Raw genomic sequence first — 16746 nt, 5'->3', positions numbered from 1 at the left:
ACCTGCCCGGCCCCGGCACCCCGGTCACCGGTCACGCCCCGCGTTCCGACGTGAACCCCGCTTCGCGCATGAGCCTGTTCGAGGCGGACTCGACCTCTTCTTCCAGCCTGGCCATGAAGGTCGCCTTGTCCAGCCCCGCCTCGATGCGCGGCAGGAATTCCACCACCGCGAGGCCCGGCTTGCGCAGGATGCCCATGCGTGGCCAGAAAACCCCCACATTGGTGGCCACCGGCACGCAGTCCTGCCCCAATTCCTGATAGAGCACGCCAGAACCCACCTTGTAGGGGGCCTGCACCCCTGGCGCGATCCGTGTACCCTGCGGGTAGATGATCAGCTGACCGGGCTCCAGCCGCCCCTTGCCCACGTCGGCAACCATCTGCTTGATCGCCGCGCTGCGCTTGCCGCGGTCCACCGGCACGCAGCCGATGCGCAGCGCGTATTGCCCGATCACCGGCGCATACATCAATTCGCGCTTCATGATGAACTTGCCCGCCGGCACGGAACCGTAGATCAGGATGATGTCGAGGAAACTCTGGTGCTTGGCGACGATCAGCACCTCGTCGGTGGGCGGCGTGCCGCGCACCTCGGTGCGCAGCCCCACCATCCAGCGCGCCGCCCAGCGCACGACGCGGCACCACGCATGACAGGCCGCCAGCGCGCCCTTGCGGCTGAGCAGCGCCCAGGGCAGGTAGAGCAACCCCAGGACCGGCATCATCGCGTAGATGAACACCACGAAAACCAGCGACCGCAGCCATTGAACCGCCTGCATCACGGCATCTCCTCCAAGGTCTTGCGCGCCGCGGCACGGGTCGCGAAGAACGCGACCATGGCGGCCAGAACCGGCACCACCGGCGGCCAGAGCCAGTGCCAGCCCTGAAACCCGAGCCCGGTCAGAAAGCCGCCTGTCACCGCATCGGTGCCGGGCAGGGCGAGAATGGCGAGACAGCCCAGCCCGGCACCCAGGGCGGCCCCACCCAGCGCCCGCAGCGTGAAGCGCCGCACGAAGGCCCGCGCGATATAGGTGTCGCGCGCGCCCACCAGACGCAGCACCTGAATGACCTGCGCATTGGCGGCAAGGGCTGCATTGGCCGCCAGCGTGATCATCGCCGCCGTCGCCCCGCCGATCAGCACCAGCGACAGCCAACCCAGGAGGCGCAGCCGGTCGGCCGCGCGCACCAATGGATCGCGCCAGCGCGTGTGATCATCAAGCACTGCACCCGGCACCTCGGCCTGAAGGCGCAGGCGCAGCCCTTCGGCGTCAAAACCGTCGCCGGTCTCGATCACCTCGATCAGGCGCGGGATGGGCAGTTGGTCGATCGGCAAGTCCGGGCCGAACCACGGCTCCAGCAACGCCGCCTGCTCGGCATCGTCGAGCGCGCGGGCGCGCGCCACGCCGGTTGTCGTCTCAAGCACGCGCAGCGCCGCGGCTGTCTGCGCCGCCATCTGTGCCTCGGGCGCGGAAATCCGGACCGTCGCGGTACGGGCAAGCTCGTCGCCCCAACGCTCGGCCAGACGCCCCGTCGCCAGCGACAGCGCCAGCGCGAAGATCGCCAGAAACGCCATCGCCCCCGCACTGAACAGCGTCAGCCAAGCGGTGAATCCAGTGGGCGGCACAACGCGATCGGCCTGCACATCCCCGATCAGCAGTTCCGCAAGGGCCCGGATATCCAGTCTCACAGATCCGCCCCCGCCAGTTGCAGCCGCCGCGCCGCGATGCGCAGCACCCGCGCCTGCACATGCGCCTTGGCGGCCCGGATGAGCGCCAGGTCATGGGTTGCAATCAGGATCGTCTTGCCCATGAGATTAAGCTCGATCAGCAGGCGCAGCAGGCGCTGCGACATGTCCCAGTCGACATTGCCGGTGGGCTCGTCGGCGAGGATCACATCGGGCGACATGATCACCGCACGCGCCAGCGCCGCGCGCTGCCGCTCGCCGCCCGACAGTTCCGGCGGGCGAGCCTTGGCCCGCTCGCGCAGCCCGACCCAGCCGATCAGTTCCTTGAGATTGGCAGCCTCGGCCAGCAGATCGCGCCCAGACACGCTGAGCGGCAGGGCGATATTGTCCTCCACGCTGAGGTGATCGAGAAACTGGCAATCCTGATGCACGACGCCGACACGCCGCCGCACCGTGGCGATATCGTCGCGCGCCATCTCGCGCCGGTCCTGGCCAAAGAGGCGCAACTGCCCCGAAGTGGGCACCAATGCACCATAGCACAGTTTCAAGAGCGTGGTCTTGCCCGCCCCCGATGGCCCGGTCAGGAAATGGAACGAGCCCGGACTGAGCGACAGCGACACCTCGCTGAGCAACTCGCCTCCGCCATAGTTGTAGGCCACATTGTCCAGCTCGATCACGGGCCGCCCCTTGTTGCGCATGTTCTCCCTAAATGCCCCAGAGGCCACACATGTGCAATGATCGAGCGCGTGATTCGCTTTGCTCTTTTCCCACGCCGTGGAACCGCTTATGCTGCCACCTGCAACAAAGGACCGGATAACGGTGGCAGGAAACAGGCGACAGGTGGCACCATGAGGCTGACTTGCCCGAATTGCGGGGCACAATACGAGGTGCCGGAGGCGGTGATCCCGACCACCGGGCGCGACGTGCAATGCTCCAATTGCGGCGACACCTGGTTTCAGAACCACCCCGATCACGCGCCCGCCGAAGCGGATGAGCCCGCCGACGATCCGGGCGTTTCGCCGGACCCCGTCGCGCAGCACCCCCCGCCAGAGCAAGACCCCGCTCCGGAGCAGCCCCCCCAACCGCAAGAGCCACCCGCGCAGCGCGGCCTCGATCCGAACGTCGCCGACATCCTGCGCCAAGAAGCCGAGCGCGAGCGCGCCGCCCGCGCCGCCGAGACGGCGGGTGCCTTCGAGACGCAACCCGATCTCGGCCTTGCGAACCCCGAACCCACCGAGGACGAGCGCAGCCGACAGGCGCGGGCGCGCATGGAACGGCTGCGCGGTGCAGAACCGCCCGACGCGGATGCCGCCAGCGCGCAGGACACAGGCACCTCGGCACAGGACGACATCGACCCCTCGTCGCGGCGCAACCTCTTGCCCGACATCGAAGAGATCAACTCGTCGCTGAGTTCGGTCGGCGAGCGCAACGAACCGGCGCCCGCAGCACTTCCCGAGGAGATGCCGGTCTCGGCGCGGCGTGGCGGGTTCCGGTCAGGCTTCCGGCTGGCGCTGATCACCTTCGTGCTGGCCACCATCGTCTATCTCTCGGCCCCGAGCCTCGCCCAGATGATCCCCGCCGCCGAGGCCCCGCTCGCGCAATATGTCGAGGCGGTGAACGCGGCCCGCGTGCAATTGAACGACCTCGTGGCGCGCGTGATGGCCGAAATGGGCGGCTGACACGCCCCACAACTGCATCTCGGACAGCCCTGGCCGGGAACAACCAGCCGGGCAGGGCTGCACCGGAACCAATATCCGGCGCCCGGGACGGGACATCGCTGGCGGATGACCTCTATTCACAATGATGTCGGATGCCCTACCTTGAGCCTAGCCTTTGCGATAGAAGCAAAAGGCATTGGCCGGTAGATCTGACCTGCGCGGACGGTGCTCGGCGCGCGGTGTTGGACGGATAAGGACCCCGACCATGTCATGTCATCCCCTTACCCTTTCAAGACGTCACCCGCACGACCCGATGCCGCGTGCGCTTGTCCGTCGCCCTGTTCACCGCCCGGTCCCCTGAATGCTCAGGGGGTCGATCTATGCTGCGGTTGCGGCGATTCTGCTGTCCTTGCTGCTGCACGCTCTGGGACTCGGCGTTACGGCGCGCCAGGAAGAGACGCCAGCGACCGAAGACAGGGCCGCTGAGATGACGGATGTCGGGCGCACCTTCGAGGATTTCGCCGATACCATGGCCGAGAGCGCGGAACCCGAACCGGCCTCTGTTCCCGAACCGCCGAGCGAGACACCCCCCGAACAGGTGACCGAAGAAACCCCCATGACGCAGGCCCTTGTGGCATCCGACACTCCACGGGACGTCACCGCACCCGATACCGGAACGCTCGATGTGCTGGAGCCAGACGCCGTCGATCCATCCCCGAGTGACGTTATCACCCCTGAGACCACAGCGCACCCCGGAGGCGACGATGACAGGGTCGAGGACATGGCGGTCCTGAGGCCACTCGAACCCGAGGCGGAGGCCGAACCCCCCGAGGGGTCGCAGGCCGAAATCCCTGATCCGATCGACTCCGAGACCGTCGAGGCGGCCCCGGTGCCACCCGTCGAGACCGCGACGCCCGCCCCTTCGCCAAGCACCGCACTCAGCCCGGACCCCGAAACGCACCAGCCCGTGCTGCCGGAAACAACGGTGGCCCCCGCGCCTGACGAGCCCGAGACGGTGACCGCGCAGGACAGCGAGGAGGCAACCAGCTCGGCCGTCACAACCTCGCTGCGCCCCCCGAAGGAGCGGCCATCCCCGGCGACTTCGGGCCTGCGCGAAGGAACACCGGCCGGGCGCGCGACGGGCACGATCGAATCGCCGCTGACCGCCTACAAACGCACCGGTGTCGATCCGTTTGCCTCTGCCGGCGGCGCTGCACGGTCCGGCGCGACGGGGTTCAGCGGCGCGCGCAATCCCGGCAATGCGGGCACGACAAATTACGCCGGTCAGGTTCTGGTTCAGCTCAATCGCTTTCCTCCCGTCGATCGTTCGGTGCGCGGCGCGGCGCAGGTGTCTTTCGGAATAAACCCCGACGGCACCGTCGCCTGGGTCAATATCCTCAGAAGCACCGGTCATCCCGGTATCAGGCGCGCCGCCACCGCTCAGGTCAGACGCGCGGCTCCCTTCCCGCCTCCGCCGGAAGGTGCCAGTCAAAGAATGGTGTTTTCATATCAAAGAAGGTGATCTCATGGACTGATCGACATGCCCGTGGGTGTGCCGCACGAACCTGGCACTGCCCCCTGTGGCGATGCCCCGCGGGACCGGCGCGCCGCTGGCGCGAACTTGACATGAAAGGCGCACCGTAACCCGGCTTGGCAGGTGCGGTGCCCCCACAAAAGGAAGATGCAGATGAAGATGATACAACTTCTGGCAACGGCGATCACCGCAAGCCTCGGCTTTGCCGCCGCAGCCTCGGCACAGGACAAGGCGCCGGGCGCGGCCGTCCAGATCGAATTGAATGCGGTCGATGCCAATGAGGCAAGCTGCACCCTGACATTTCTGGTGACCAACGGGCATGCCAGTGCAATCGAAAAGGTGGTCTATGAAACGGTCCTCTTCGACAGCGCGGGACAGGTCGAGCGGCTGACGCTCTTTGACTTCGGCACCCTGCCATCCGGTCGCCCCCGGGTGCGTCAGTTTTCCATCCCGGGCGTTGCCTGCGACGACCTCAGCCAGGTCCTGATCAACGGGGCCCGCACCTGCGATGCCCCGGATCTGGCCGACACCGCCTGCGAGGCCGGGCTGATCCTGCAAACACGCACCAGGATCGGAGTGATCGGATGACACAGGTTCTTGAGGGTCTGCGGCAGATCGCCGATCTCGGCGGGCCGGTGGTGATGATCCTGCTGACGGTCTCGGTGATCACGCTGGCGACCATTCTCTACAAGCTCTGGCAGTTTTTCGCGGTCGGAGTTGGGCGGCACCGCGCCTTGCGAGAGGCGGTTGCCGCCTGGGACAAGGGCGATCGCAGCGCGGCGGTACACGCACTGAAGCAGTCCAGAAGCTACCTTGCGCCGGTGATCGAAATGGCTTTTGCGGCAGCACCGGAAGACGCCACACGGCTCGAGGCCGAAGCCGAGGTGCGGTTTGCCCGGCTGGAAGGCGGGTTTCGCCTGCTTGACAGCGTCGCGCAGCTTGCCCCGCTTCTGGGCCTGTTCGGCACGGTGCTGGGAATGATCGACGCCTTCCAGTCGCTGCAGGAGGCCGGCGCGCAGGTCGATCCGTCGCTGCTGGCGGGGGGCATCTGGGTCGCGCTGCTGACCACGGCTGCGGGTCTTGCCGTTGCGATGCCCACGGCGATGGTGCTCAGTTGGTTCGAAGGGCGGATGGATGCCGAGCGCGTGACGGCCGGGCGGGCGATTGCCTTGGTCCTGCGCCCCCGGGGTGGACGCGGCCCCATGCCGCAAGTCGCGGCGGAGCCCGCCCATGCGTAGGCATGTCCGGCGGCGGCGCCTGTCGATGACCTCGCTGATCGACGTCATCTTTCTCTTGCTGCTGTTCTTCATGCTCTCCTCGACCTTCTCGCGCTTTTCCGAGGTCGAGCTTTCCGCCGCGCGCGCAGGCGCTGTCGGCACCAGTGACGTCGAGACAAGCTTTTTGCAACTCGGCGAGACAACCCTGCGCCTGAATGGTCAGGAACTCGGCCTGGCGGCCTTGCCGGACCGATTGGTCGACATGTCCCCCGAGTCAGGCCGCCTGCAGGTGATCGTCAGCATGGCGGACGATGTGACGGCACAGAGATTGACCGACCTTCTCGTGATTCTCCGCGGCATCGACCGGCTCAGCATCAGCGTGTTGGGGTCGTGATGCGCAAACACAGACATCGCGCCCGGATCGAGCCGACAATCGCCCTGATCAATGTAGTGTTCCTGATGCTGGTGTTCTTCATGGTCGCCAGCACCATCGCACCACCGATGGACCGGGACCTGAGCCTCGTGCGCACCTCCGATCTCGACGGCCGCGCACCGCCTGACACGCTTGTCGTGCATCCGGATGGCAGCCTGACATATCGCGGCGAGGCCATAGCCTCGGCGCAGGCCTTTTATGCCGCCCGTCCCGAGGACGAACGCGAGATGGTGCGACTCGTACCCGACAGGGCGCTGCCCGCGCAGAGCCTCGTCGATCTGGCGCGGGACCTGCGCGCTGCGGGGGCCTCCAGCGTGGTGATCGTCACGCAACGCGGGTTGGACCGATCCCCATGACCGGGCCGATGCCCGACCGGGTGTTCATAGGTCGGCCATTGGCACAAGACGAGGCTTTGACATGTCGCGAGTGGCTCGGACACCCGCATCGCGCCGCTGCGCGCCACAGCACGTCGAATATCCTGTATATTGTTGATCTCTGGGGTGTTGGTGGAGCCAGGAGGAGTCACTTCGAACACCATTTTTTCCGTTCTCTTCGAGTGGGAGAGAGTGCTTCGTCAAATTGACAGGTCGGAAAAATCTCAGTGTACGGTGAGTTGAGAACGAAAAATTTCCGTGTCAGGGTTCTGAGGAAATTCGTTGGTGGTGTGCCCATGCAAGATTGGACGTTATGCAAGACCTTCCTTCCGTGCATCGACTTGCTCGGCTTCTACAGCTTTAGCGGAAGCCGGTGGCGAGAAGGGCGGAGAGTTGCCGCTTGCTGCACTCTGGACAATGGGCATTGGTGGTCCTGAACACGTGTCGCAAGTTGTCGGCGGCTCCGTCCGGAAACGGTCTTGGGCTGAAACCCAGGTGGTTCGGGAGGCTGTATCATGCGGTCAGCTCCCTAATACCCACGAATGTAACAACCTATGCATAATTTCATGAGGGATCCGCATGGATATCGAACACGCTCTTGAGGCAGTAGAGGACGAAAAATTAAAGAAAGAAATTGCAAGCTTCCTGTCAGACTTCATGACACCAGCTTTTGGATCACTTCCAAAGCGTGAAATCGAGCTGCATGTATTTGATTTGATGCGCAGCCTCGGCATCCTGAAGTCTGAAGCGACAATCTATAGTCTCATGACGGACCTAAAGGTTACGCGGGCTAAAGCCTCTCAACTAATATTCGATCTCGAGATACGCCGGCACGGAAGCGACCGTGAGAGACTGGATGGACTTGTCAAAGAGGCGCTTATCCATACTAAGTTTGCTAAGGATGGCGACTATTTCGTCATGGAAATCGAGAACCCGCTAACCCTTGCGCATATGCGCCAGCGAATCCGAGAGATAGGGCATTTCTCCGACACGTCATTCAATTCTGCCTTGGTTCGCGCGCCCTTGGATACGGTCACGGATCTAATCCTGGAAATCATCCCCGACGATCAACACCTTGCAGTCAAGCAAGCCTTGGTCAACGCTGGCGCGCCCGACACAGGTGTCAAAGCGGTAATCAGGGGAGCACTAAAGACGCTCGGAAGAAAGGTCATTGGCGAGGCGGCAGACCAAGTTGCAGAGGGGATCGTGGACAATTCTGCTAATTATCTCAGGCCAATAGTTGACGCTGGGGTTGGACAGATTCAGGAAAGATGGACTGCCCTCTTCGCAGCCGACCAGGACAACGAATAGGCTGATCCGCGTATCAGAGGATGAACTTACTCAATGATGGTGCTGCATGAGTAGTCTCACAAGAGAGCAGGTATTCCTTTTGGGATTAGCAAGAATGGTTTGGGTTAGGCGCTACACGGCCAAAACCTCGGGCCTCCCATTCAACGAGGAAACTATTACCGAAACGATCCTGCTCGACTTGAAAACCATGTATCCTGGTTATGTCCAAGTCGTTGCATTTAGCAAGACGCAGGAAGCCACAACCGGAGCCGACTGGTTGTGGTCTTTCGTGAGTGCCGACGGAACTTACTCTATGACGACGCTTGTGCAGGCAAAGCGGCTGGAAGATACCGAGCAAGTCTATCGAGGTATCGCTCGTCAGATTGGCAAACGGACGCCCCCTGTTCGTCAGATAGATCAGCTACTTATTACGGCACGAAGCCAACGTGTCCCCGCCATCTATGCCTTCTACAACCATGTTAAAGATGCAAGCCGAGTGCCAAAGGTATGCAAGTCGCTCGGATCTGCCGATCCTGATCAAGTTTTCGGTTTCGGCGTCAGTGTGGCGGAAGCATCTGTTGTCGCTGGCGCACTGCCAGACGAGACATTCGATACACATCGAAAGCACTCGATTCCGCTGCACTGCCTCTTGTGCAGCGGCGGCCAAGGGATGCGGCCCGATGGCGGAACACCAGAGATGGTCGCAGACGCCCTCGCTCGACTTAGGTCTATGACACCGTCTGAAAAGAAAGACGCCGAGGCTTCCGGTTTCTTGCAGGGTCTTCATCCAACGATCGAACTCGCGCTGGGACTCGCAGCAAGGCGCGCTGATAGCAGCGACTTCACCATACCAGATGACCTACCTAACATCGCCGGCGTGGTAGTGCTTCGGGATGCTGAAGAGTAAGAGATATTAGACGAAAATCGCAATTGGACCTCGCCGATTCCAAGTGAACCAATTTATTTCCCTCCGAAATGGCTTCACTCTGTAATTTGTATTTACGCTGTAAATCTTATTTCCGTTTATCGCTATTTGTATTTTTGCTTTTATGGGTGCATTCGGAATTCTGGTCTTCGAGTTGCGAATGACCATAGTCGGCTGTTGCCGTGTTGCGGATGCCAAGTCATCGACTTGCATAGCATCGCGCCTTCGCACAAGGTGCAGATCAGCGCCAACTGATGTCGGCAATGAGTAGGACATCCACGAAGCGGGAGCGACTTATCGATTTCGATGAAACTTCGCGTGTTGATCAGACTTTGATCCAAGGACAGAGTAACATCGGCAGCCGTAGCGCATCCACGCGGAGCCTGCGAAGGTCGCGCTTTCGAGAGATCTGCGACGAGAAGCTCAGATCTGACCCTGACGCACTGGCACATGGTGCACCAGAAGTCAAAGTGGACAGGAATTTACGGTTGAATTGCGCCAAGTCATTTGGGTCGTTTGGGTGGGTAAGATGATGGGGTCCTCAGAGGCCAAGGGCGACCGCACAGACGGAGGAGACCTTGATAAGAAACAAGCAGGCACCCCAGCGACCGTGCAAAAAAGCATCAACGCCCAAGCGCCGAGCCGCGCAGGGGATCGATACCACTATGTTCGGGTAGCTCGGCTCTGTTTGACGATGCTGGCACCGAACGCTGATCTCAGGAAAGTCGTTGTCGAAGGTGCCGCCGAAGAAGATCAAGCTGATGGCGGTGATGACGTCATAGATCTTGCTCTCTATCGCTACAATCCGGATGGGAGCCGTCGAGTTTCCTACCGGCAATTTAAGCACTCGCTTCTTCGTGTAGACGAAGAGATGACTGCAAGCGATGTCGTTGGGACCTTTCGCGGGTTCGCAGCGCGCTTCCAAAGCGTCCGGGACGTGGAGCGCGCGTCGCCGACACCCATAATCCATGAGTTTGAGTTCGAGACGAACCGACCCATCGCCGACACCGTCGCGAAAGCCATCCGAGATCTTGAGATCGGGCGAAAATCAAGTACGAGCGACTACCTGCGGCGCTCTCTGAAACTCCAAGATGACGCTCTGCGCGCGTTCGCGAGCCGCCTCAAACTCCTTCCCCGGACGCCATCACTCGACGGGGAGCGTGCGGGTCTGGGAGAAGATGCCTTCGAGTACCTACCCGAAATCGATCGAGATGTGCCTATCCGTCTTGTTGAGATGGTCGCCGATAAGGCTGCGAAACAGAATGCCTCCGACCTGCAGATCACCCGGCTCGACGTCCTCCGACAAATGGACTGCGACGAGCGCGCTCTTTTGCCGGCACCGTCTCGGCTGGAGTTACCAACGGGTGTCATATCACGCCCGGTTTTGGCAGATCTTCTGTCAGAGATCGCGTGTTCTGATGGCCCTGTCATACTCAAGGCAGAGGGCGGCACAGGCAAATCAGTCGCGGCTATGCAACTGCCCGGGCTACTCCCGTCGGGAAGTGCTGCAGTTGTCTATGACTGCTTTGGGAACGGAAGCTACCGAGATCCACGCCATCCACGTCACCAGCCACGACAGGCCCTCGTCCAAATCGCTAACGAGATGGCGTTTCAGGGCCTGTGTGATCCGCTAATTCCTTCCAACCGGGCATCGGAGGATGCCTATGCAAGGACATTTTTTTCACGTGTGGAACAAGCTGCCCAATCCGTGGGCACGACGCCTGACGCAGTTCTGCTCATCGTAATCGACGCGGCGGATAACGCTGAGGTCGTCGCATCAGAACGGAGAGAAGCAGCAAGCTTCGCACGGGGTCTTCTTAGAATGACCTGGCCTGCGAATGTTAGCATCGTTCTTACCACCCGCCCGGAACGTCTTCAGCAACTTGATCCGCCACCGGACGTCCGGCAACTCGACCTCCCACCGTTTGATAAGTCGGAGACTACTGCACACCTTCGCGCACGCTATCCGTCAGCATCCGATACCATGGCGCTCGCCTTTCATCGCCTGACATCCGCAAACCCCCGGCTTCAGCGAAACGCACTCGATGGCTCCGACGACCTCGACACGCTGTTTGATGCTCTTGGACCCGAGCCGCTGACTGTTCAGGACGCGATCGAGACGCTGCTGCGGCGGGCGGTGGAAAAAGCCCGCGACGATGCAGGGAGGCTGGGCAGCGCTTCCGTGCAGAACGTCTGTCGAGCCCTTGCCGTGCTAAGGCCGTTCGTACCGCTCGAAGTCGTCGCAAAGGTCGCAGACGTTGAGACTTCTTTCGTTGTCAGCTTCGCCAGCGAACTCGGTAGAGCGCTTGTCATCAACGACGGTGCAGTCCAGTTCACCGACGAGCCCACTGAGACTTGGTTCAGGCAGAATTTTCGCCCGGATAGGAACGCAGTGCGGTCGATCCTCGATCGCTTGCAGCCGTTGGCGGCAAATAGCGCCTATGCCGCCGCAACTCTACCGCAGCTCCTACTGGAGATGGGACGGGTAGATGAGCTCATCGAGCTCGTGCTGTCCGACGCAGGCTTGCCAAAGACGGACGATTTGGGCCGTCGAGACGTCCGTGCGATGCGACTGCGCGCTGCGACGCAGGCGGCGCTACGGGCGGGGCGACACGCAGACGTCGCCAAGCTCGCATTTAGGACGGCGAACGTCGAAGCGGCCGAAGCACGTCAATTGGGGCTGATCTCACAGAATCCTGACCTCGCCGCCCGTTTCGTTTCCCCTGCAGCGGCCGCCGAGCTCATCGCGACACGAAAGATTGGTGGAGGTGCATGGCGCGGTTCCGACAATGCGCACCAAGCTGCCCTTTTCGCAGGCTACGAAAGCTTCCACGGAGATGCGGCCGGACGTCTGCGCACAGCATTCCGATGGCTGCACGACCACTTTCGGAGGCGCAAAGCCGACGATAGACACCATGAGGTAGACCTCGATGATGAGATCATCGCCTTGGCTTGGGCACAGCTCGAACTACACGGTTCCAATGGCTGCGCGGATTTCCTCCGAAGTTGGCAACCGCGCAACATCTCGTTCACCGTGGGCAGGGCAATCTGTTCTCGTCTAAGCGATGCGGGACGATTCAAAGATCTCATCGCATTGGTCGAGGCTGCTGGGAACGATATCTTCTTGGGTTTGGCAGGAATCCTCGAGCTGGGCGCGGTTGGCCGCGTGCCTTCTCCTTCGATCGTCCGCCGCCTGTTTCGGATGGTATCTGACCGTCGCGTCGACATCGGTGAGCTTGGTACCCTCAGTTACGCCAGCATGGATAGCGTCGCCATAGTCGCTCTCTCGGTTGCAGCGCTCAGGACACGGGCCGTCCCAAGACGATCGGTGTCAAAGCTCTTGAACCGGTATCTGCCTGCAGCTCCAGGATACGAGCTCGATACGGACTGGCATGACCCCACGAAACGTCGGGATGCAGTTCTGAAAGGCTTCGCCCTGCGCGCAGCCCTCAACGGTCGGCGGCTGACAATCGAGCGGCTCCGTCCGCGGCGTGGTCGGGCACGCAAAGCATCTCCGAGAGACGACGAGCAGCGCCGTCGTCTCCTTGCTCCAGCGCTGCCTTGGTATGTGTTGTGGGCAGATGTCACTTTGGGGCGAGTGGACAAGGCGGACGTCCCGACGGCCGTTGCGAACGCACAGGCCGAAGCATCGAGAGCAAGAAGCCTGAGTTACCGCGAACATGACCCTACGCTCGACGACTGCCTGATAGTTCGAGCCGAATGCCTTCAAGAGACGGGCGCGGGCGTGTCAGAATGGGAAAAAGCCGATAGCTGGTACCCTGGACCGGAAAAAAAGGGACAGCGTGCGTCGGTCGTGACGGTCGCTTCGCTCGTCAAGCTCATGGCGATCGATCAGGAACGACACAGGCTTGCGCTCGAACTCGCGACCCGGGCGCACGCGGGCCTCCGCCGATGGCGTGACACCGCCGAGAGCACCGCTGATGGGCATCTCGTTCTGGCACGAGCGCTTTTGGCGATCAGCGAGGCTGAGGCTCGCTCCCACTTCGATGCTGCCGCTGCCAGCGCGGAGCGCCTTGGCGAAGAGAACCACGATCGCTGGCGGGGGCTTCTCGCGCTGGCCGAGGCCGCGAGCCGTTCCAGCGATGATCAAGCCGACCTCGCCTACAGGCTCGCTCGCTTCGCTGAGCCAACTTACGAACACTTCGCCAAGTCGAGCTATCTGGAATGGGAGCGAACTGTACGGGCACTGGCACACCTGTCGCCTGCGTCGGGCCTCGCAATTCTCTCGCGTTGGGCAGATCGCGGGTTCGGTGTCCCCGATGACCATCTCCACGTGGTCCTACATACCTTGGTGGAGTGCGGCCACCTCAGAGGCGAAGTCGCAATGCTGATGTTTCCGGCGCATGATCAGGGGGCAGCTCAAGCCTTGGAAGCGGGGCTCGCGGCGGGGGCCGAACGGGATGCAGTCGAGGACATCGCGACCCGATACCTTAGCGTGACGACAAGATCGGAAAACGAGTGGCGGAATATCCGGGCGGTCGCCGAACGTTATGACATCGAATGGACGTGGCTCCAGGAGGTGGAAACAGCAGCGCGAGAGGAAGAACGGGATGGCGTGCAATTTGAACACGCTGCGGCGAAGCAACCCGATTGGCCAGCGTTGCTTGCGGGCATCAACCTGGCAACTGCTGGCGGACTGACGGACGCGATCGAGCGGACAAGGGAGGCGGACGGTATCTGGCTGCGCGACCTATGGCGTGTATTGCCGTCACGCATCCCGGTGGGCCAGGAGGCTTCTTTTCTACAGGCACTTTCTCAGATCGAAAGCTTCGATCTATACGACCTGAGCGAGCTTCTGGGGCGCCTCCCCGCAAGCTGGAACTCGCGATTGTCGGTTCCCCCTGCACTGCGTTCTCTCGTCATTTCCATCTTCCGGCATGATCCGTTTCGGATCCCGTTCTCAGCTTGGTGGGCACCGAGTTGCACATTGCGCGGCATCGCTGAACGCGCGGGAGTCGACGTGGCATTGCTGGCTGGCGAGGCCCTCGCTGCGATCGCAACCGAAGAGCATTTGGGCAGTGCCTCTGATCTCTTTCACACTGCCAGTCTGGCTGCTTATGCATGTGAACCCTCAGGCGCACGGGCCGCCCTGAAGTTCGCGCTCGACGAAATGGAGGACGTCCTCCATCAAGACGATGGCGACGGACCGTGGAACGAGGCGTTGCGGCCCGAGGGACCTGTAGAGGCAGCCGCGACCGACTACCTCTGGTCGATGCTCGGATCTCCAGACGCCAGCCGGCGATGGCGAGGCGCCCATGCCGTCCGTGGGCTCGTTCGATGGGGGCCGTCAACGGTCCTGCAGAGGCTGATGATGAACGCCGTCAACGGGGCGGTTTCGGCATTCCAAGACGGCGCGCTGCAATTCTACCGCCTGCACGCGTCAGAATGGCTCTTGGTCGCAATTCAGCGTGTCGCTGTCGACGCCCCGGCCCGCGTCGCTGCAGCCTCTTCCCTCTTGGATTTCTGGTCGTGTCCAAAAGCTAAACACGCGAAGATCCGGGGGCTGGCAGCGGGTATCGCGCTCTCGCTCCATCGAAGCGGCGTCGCAATCCGATCGCATGAAGACGTCGAACGCCTCTCTATGATCAATGCAGACCGATCAAACCCAGATGCACCCGCACCTGGGAAAAGGAGAGAGGGGGGAGAGGAAAGGTTTTTCTTCGACTACGATAGTCGCGATCACTTCCTACGGTCACTCGCATCGTCGTTTCAGATTTCTGAGGACGACGCCGAGGCCCGCCTCGAGCCGATTATGCGCGCGTTGGCGACAGACGGCACGGGCGTAGTCGTTAAGGAGGACGTGCGAGGCACCCGAGGCATGTTCCGATGGGATGGCCGTCGAGATCGACTTGCTCAGAGGCGGGACGGCTGGAATGCTTATTTATCCAAGCATGCCGTCATGGTTCTCTGTGGACATTTGCTCGATGGCGACTCTCCCGGCCGGGGAGACGAGGAGCGTTACTTCAGCCCAGCACACTTCCTGGAGAACCACGGGCTGGCGTCCGGAAGCGGAGAGATTTGGACTGCGGACCGCCGCCGGCACGTCCCGCTGGGCTGCCGACTAACCGTCCGCACCCCCGAGAAAGAATGGTTGGCGCAGGTCGATGAAATAGAGCCGAGCTGTCTCACCGATACTGGCGGTGAGCTCTGCGTCTGGGGAAATTGGACCGCACTGTCCGTCGTCATATAAAATGGAACATCAGAGCGGCTTGAGCTTTGGAGGCTCTGGTTCATTTGTGTGATTGATTATGCGGCTTGTTTTTGATGTTGCAAGCGGCGTTGTTGGATTGTCCGTTTCTTGATTTTCTTCCTTTCTCTGATGATGGCTTTGTCGCGTCCGAAGTAGACGTCGGCTGGTGTGACGTTGTTCAGGCTCTCGTGGTAGCGTTCGTTGTTGTAGTAATCGATGAAGGCCCCGATTTGGCGTTCGAGGTCACCGGGCAGATAGTAGTTTTCCAGTAAAACCCGGTTCTTCATTGTTTGATGCCAACGCTCGATCTTGCCTTGGGTTTGCGGGTGTAACGGTGCACCGCGAACGTGATCCATTTTGTGATCTTCCAGCCATTCGGCCAGATCACCGGAGATGTAACAGGACCCATTGTCGCTCAGCAGGCGTGGCATGTGGCGAACGACGGCATGGTCGCAGCCTGACGCCGCCAGTGCCAACTCAATTGTCGCCGTCACGTCCTCGGCCCGCATGTTCGTGCAGAGTTTCCAGCCAATAATGTAGCGGCTGTAATCATCCAGGATCGTGCTGAGATAAAACCAGCCCCAGCCAATGATCTTGAAGTAGGTGAAATCAGTTTGCCACATCTCGTTGATGGCAGTCGTTTTATCCGTGAACTCGTCGGCTGCTTTGATCACGACGTAGTCTGGCGCGGTGATCAGATCAGCTTCCTTTAGAAAGCGATAAGCCGATGATTCAGAGATAAAGTATCGCTTCTCATCAGTGTATTTGACCGCCAGTTCCCGGGTCGTCAGCGCCTCATGTTCCAGCGCGAACTCGATCAGATCATCCCGCCTCGCTTGCGGAATGCGGTTCCAGACCGACTTTGGGCGGGGTGAGCGGTCTGCCAGGGCGTCAAAGCCGCCTTCAACATAACGATCATACCAGCGGTAGAATGTGGTGCGCGGGATACTCAGCATATCGAGGGTCTGCTTTACAGGCAGATGAGACCCCTCAACAGTGCGGATGATCTCCAGCTTCTCGGATGCGGGGTATCTCATTCCTCGAACTCCCCAGCCCCTGTCATGCTTTTTTTGAGCAGACGGTTTTCCAGTGTCAGATCGGCGACGCATTCCTTCAGTGCCGTCGCCTCAGATCGCAGCTCCTTCACTTCAGGCGATGTCGCTTGCCGGGCCGTATCGCCAGACAGACGGCGTTTCCCGGCTTCAAGAAATTCCTTTGACCAACTGTAATACAGGCTTTCGGAGATACCCTCGCGCCGGCATAGCACCGAGATAGTTTCTTCGCCGCGAAGGCCCGCCAGAACAATGCGGATCTTCTCTTCGGAAGAATAGGTTTGTCGCGTCTTGCGGCGGATGGTTTTGACCAGCTTGTCGGCTGAAGCTTTGCTGGTTTCGGATTTCTTGTTCATCTTCACTCCTTGACGGTTACGA

13 protein-coding genes are annotated in these 16746 nt (G+C 61.3%); 9 read left to right on the top strand and 4 right to left on the bottom strand.

The annotated features are described in order from the left end of the window. Positions 1-31: 31 nt before the first annotated feature. From ACSSV4_RS09390 to ACSSV4_RS09380, 3 genes are read right to left on the bottom strand one after another with little or no spacing between them, the layout of a single operon-like run. Positions 32-772 (bottom strand): lysophospholipid acyltransferase family protein, encoded by a 741-nt coding sequence (locus ACSSV4_RS09390; RefSeq protein WP_454274881.1) that lies wholly within the window; start codon positions 770-772, stop codon positions 32-34. Continuing rightward, positions 769-1677, bottom strand: coding sequence for a cell division protein FtsX (locus ACSSV4_RS09385; RefSeq protein ID WP_454274880.1), 909 nt, complete (start codon positions 1675-1677; stop codon positions 769-771). Before ACSSV4_RS09385 ends, ACSSV4_RS09390 begins: the two co-directional genes overlap by 4 nt. After that, positions 1674-2351 carry a cell division ATP-binding protein FtsE gene (locus ACSSV4_RS09380; RefSeq protein WP_454274879.1) on the bottom strand — a complete coding sequence of 226 codons (678 nt, stop codon included), beginning with the start codon at positions 2349-2351 and terminating at the stop codon, positions 1674-1676. The genes ACSSV4_RS09385 and ACSSV4_RS09380 overlap by 4 nt, the downstream gene beginning before the upstream one ends. Before the next feature lie 171 nt (positions 2352-2522). Here ACSSV4_RS09380 and ACSSV4_RS09375 point away from each other — a divergent pair, with 171 nt between their 5' ends. From ACSSV4_RS09375 to ACSSV4_RS09335, 9 genes are all read left to right on the top strand, one after another. Next, positions 2523-3353, top strand: a complete 831-nt coding sequence (locus ACSSV4_RS09375) for a zinc-ribbon domain-containing protein (RefSeq protein WP_454274878.1) — start codon at positions 2523-2525, stop codon at positions 3351-3353. A gap of 340 nt (positions 3354-3693) precedes the next feature. After that, positions 3694-4854, top strand: a complete 1161-nt coding sequence (locus ACSSV4_RS09370; RefSeq protein ID WP_454274877.1) for a TonB family protein — start codon at positions 3694-3696, stop codon at positions 4852-4854. Between the two features lie 165 nt (positions 4855-5019). Then, positions 5020-5454: a hypothetical protein gene (locus ACSSV4_RS09365; protein WP_454274876.1), complete on the top strand. Its 435-nt coding sequence runs from the start codon at positions 5020-5022 to the stop codon at positions 5452-5454. Further along, complete coding sequence (locus ACSSV4_RS09360) at positions 5451-6104, top strand: MotA/TolQ/ExbB proton channel family protein (protein WP_454274875.1); 654 nt, start codon at positions 5451-5453, stop codon at positions 6102-6104. Before ACSSV4_RS09365 ends, ACSSV4_RS09360 begins: the two co-directional genes overlap by 4 nt. A 25-nt stretch (positions 6105-6129) precedes the next feature. Continuing rightward, entirely contained in the window at positions 6130-6477 is a 348-nt protein-coding gene (locus tag ACSSV4_RS09355; protein WP_454274874.1) for a biopolymer transporter ExbD, read from the top strand. After that, positions 6477-6872 carry an ExbD/TolR family protein gene (locus ACSSV4_RS09350; RefSeq protein WP_454274873.1) on the top strand — a complete coding sequence of 132 codons (396 nt, stop codon included), beginning with the start codon at positions 6477-6479 and terminating at the stop codon, positions 6870-6872. The genes ACSSV4_RS09355 and ACSSV4_RS09350 overlap by 1 nt, the downstream gene beginning before the upstream one ends. A gap of 597 nt (positions 6873-7469) precedes the next feature. Then, on the top strand, positions 7470-8201 hold the full coding sequence (locus tag ACSSV4_RS09345; RefSeq protein ID WP_454274872.1) for a hypothetical protein: 732 nt from the start codon (positions 7470-7472) through the stop codon (positions 8199-8201). 46 nt (positions 8202-8247) lie between these two features. Further along, positions 8248-9087 carry a DUF6615 family protein gene (locus ACSSV4_RS09340; protein ID WP_454274871.1) on the top strand — a complete coding sequence of 280 codons (840 nt, stop codon included), beginning with the start codon at positions 8248-8250 and terminating at the stop codon, positions 9085-9087. A 712-nt stretch (positions 9088-9799) separates the two neighbouring features. Further along, positions 9800-15316 carry a hypothetical protein gene (locus ACSSV4_RS09335; protein WP_454274870.1) on the top strand — a complete coding sequence of 1839 codons (5517 nt, stop codon included), beginning with the start codon at positions 9800-9802 and terminating at the stop codon, positions 15314-15316. A gap of 56 nt (positions 15317-15372) precedes the next feature. On the opposite strand, the gene ACSSV4_RS09330 is transcribed toward ACSSV4_RS09335, so the two are convergent. Continuing rightward, positions 15373-16724, bottom strand: a protein-coding gene (locus tag ACSSV4_RS09330) for an IS3 family transposase (RefSeq protein WP_454274869.1) whose coding sequence is annotated in 2 segments (ribosomal slippage) — positions 15373-16388 and positions 16388-16724 — 1353 coding nt in all. Because the reading frame shifts where the segments join, the coding sequence is not laid out codon by codon here. Positions 16725-16746: the final 22 nt, after the last annotated feature.

The sequence above is a fragment of the Roseovarius sp. MBR-154 genome, from assembly GCF_053628595.1.
The sequence above is the reverse complement of the archived record's forward strand: the minus strand, read 5'-3'. Positions and strand labels throughout refer to the sequence as shown.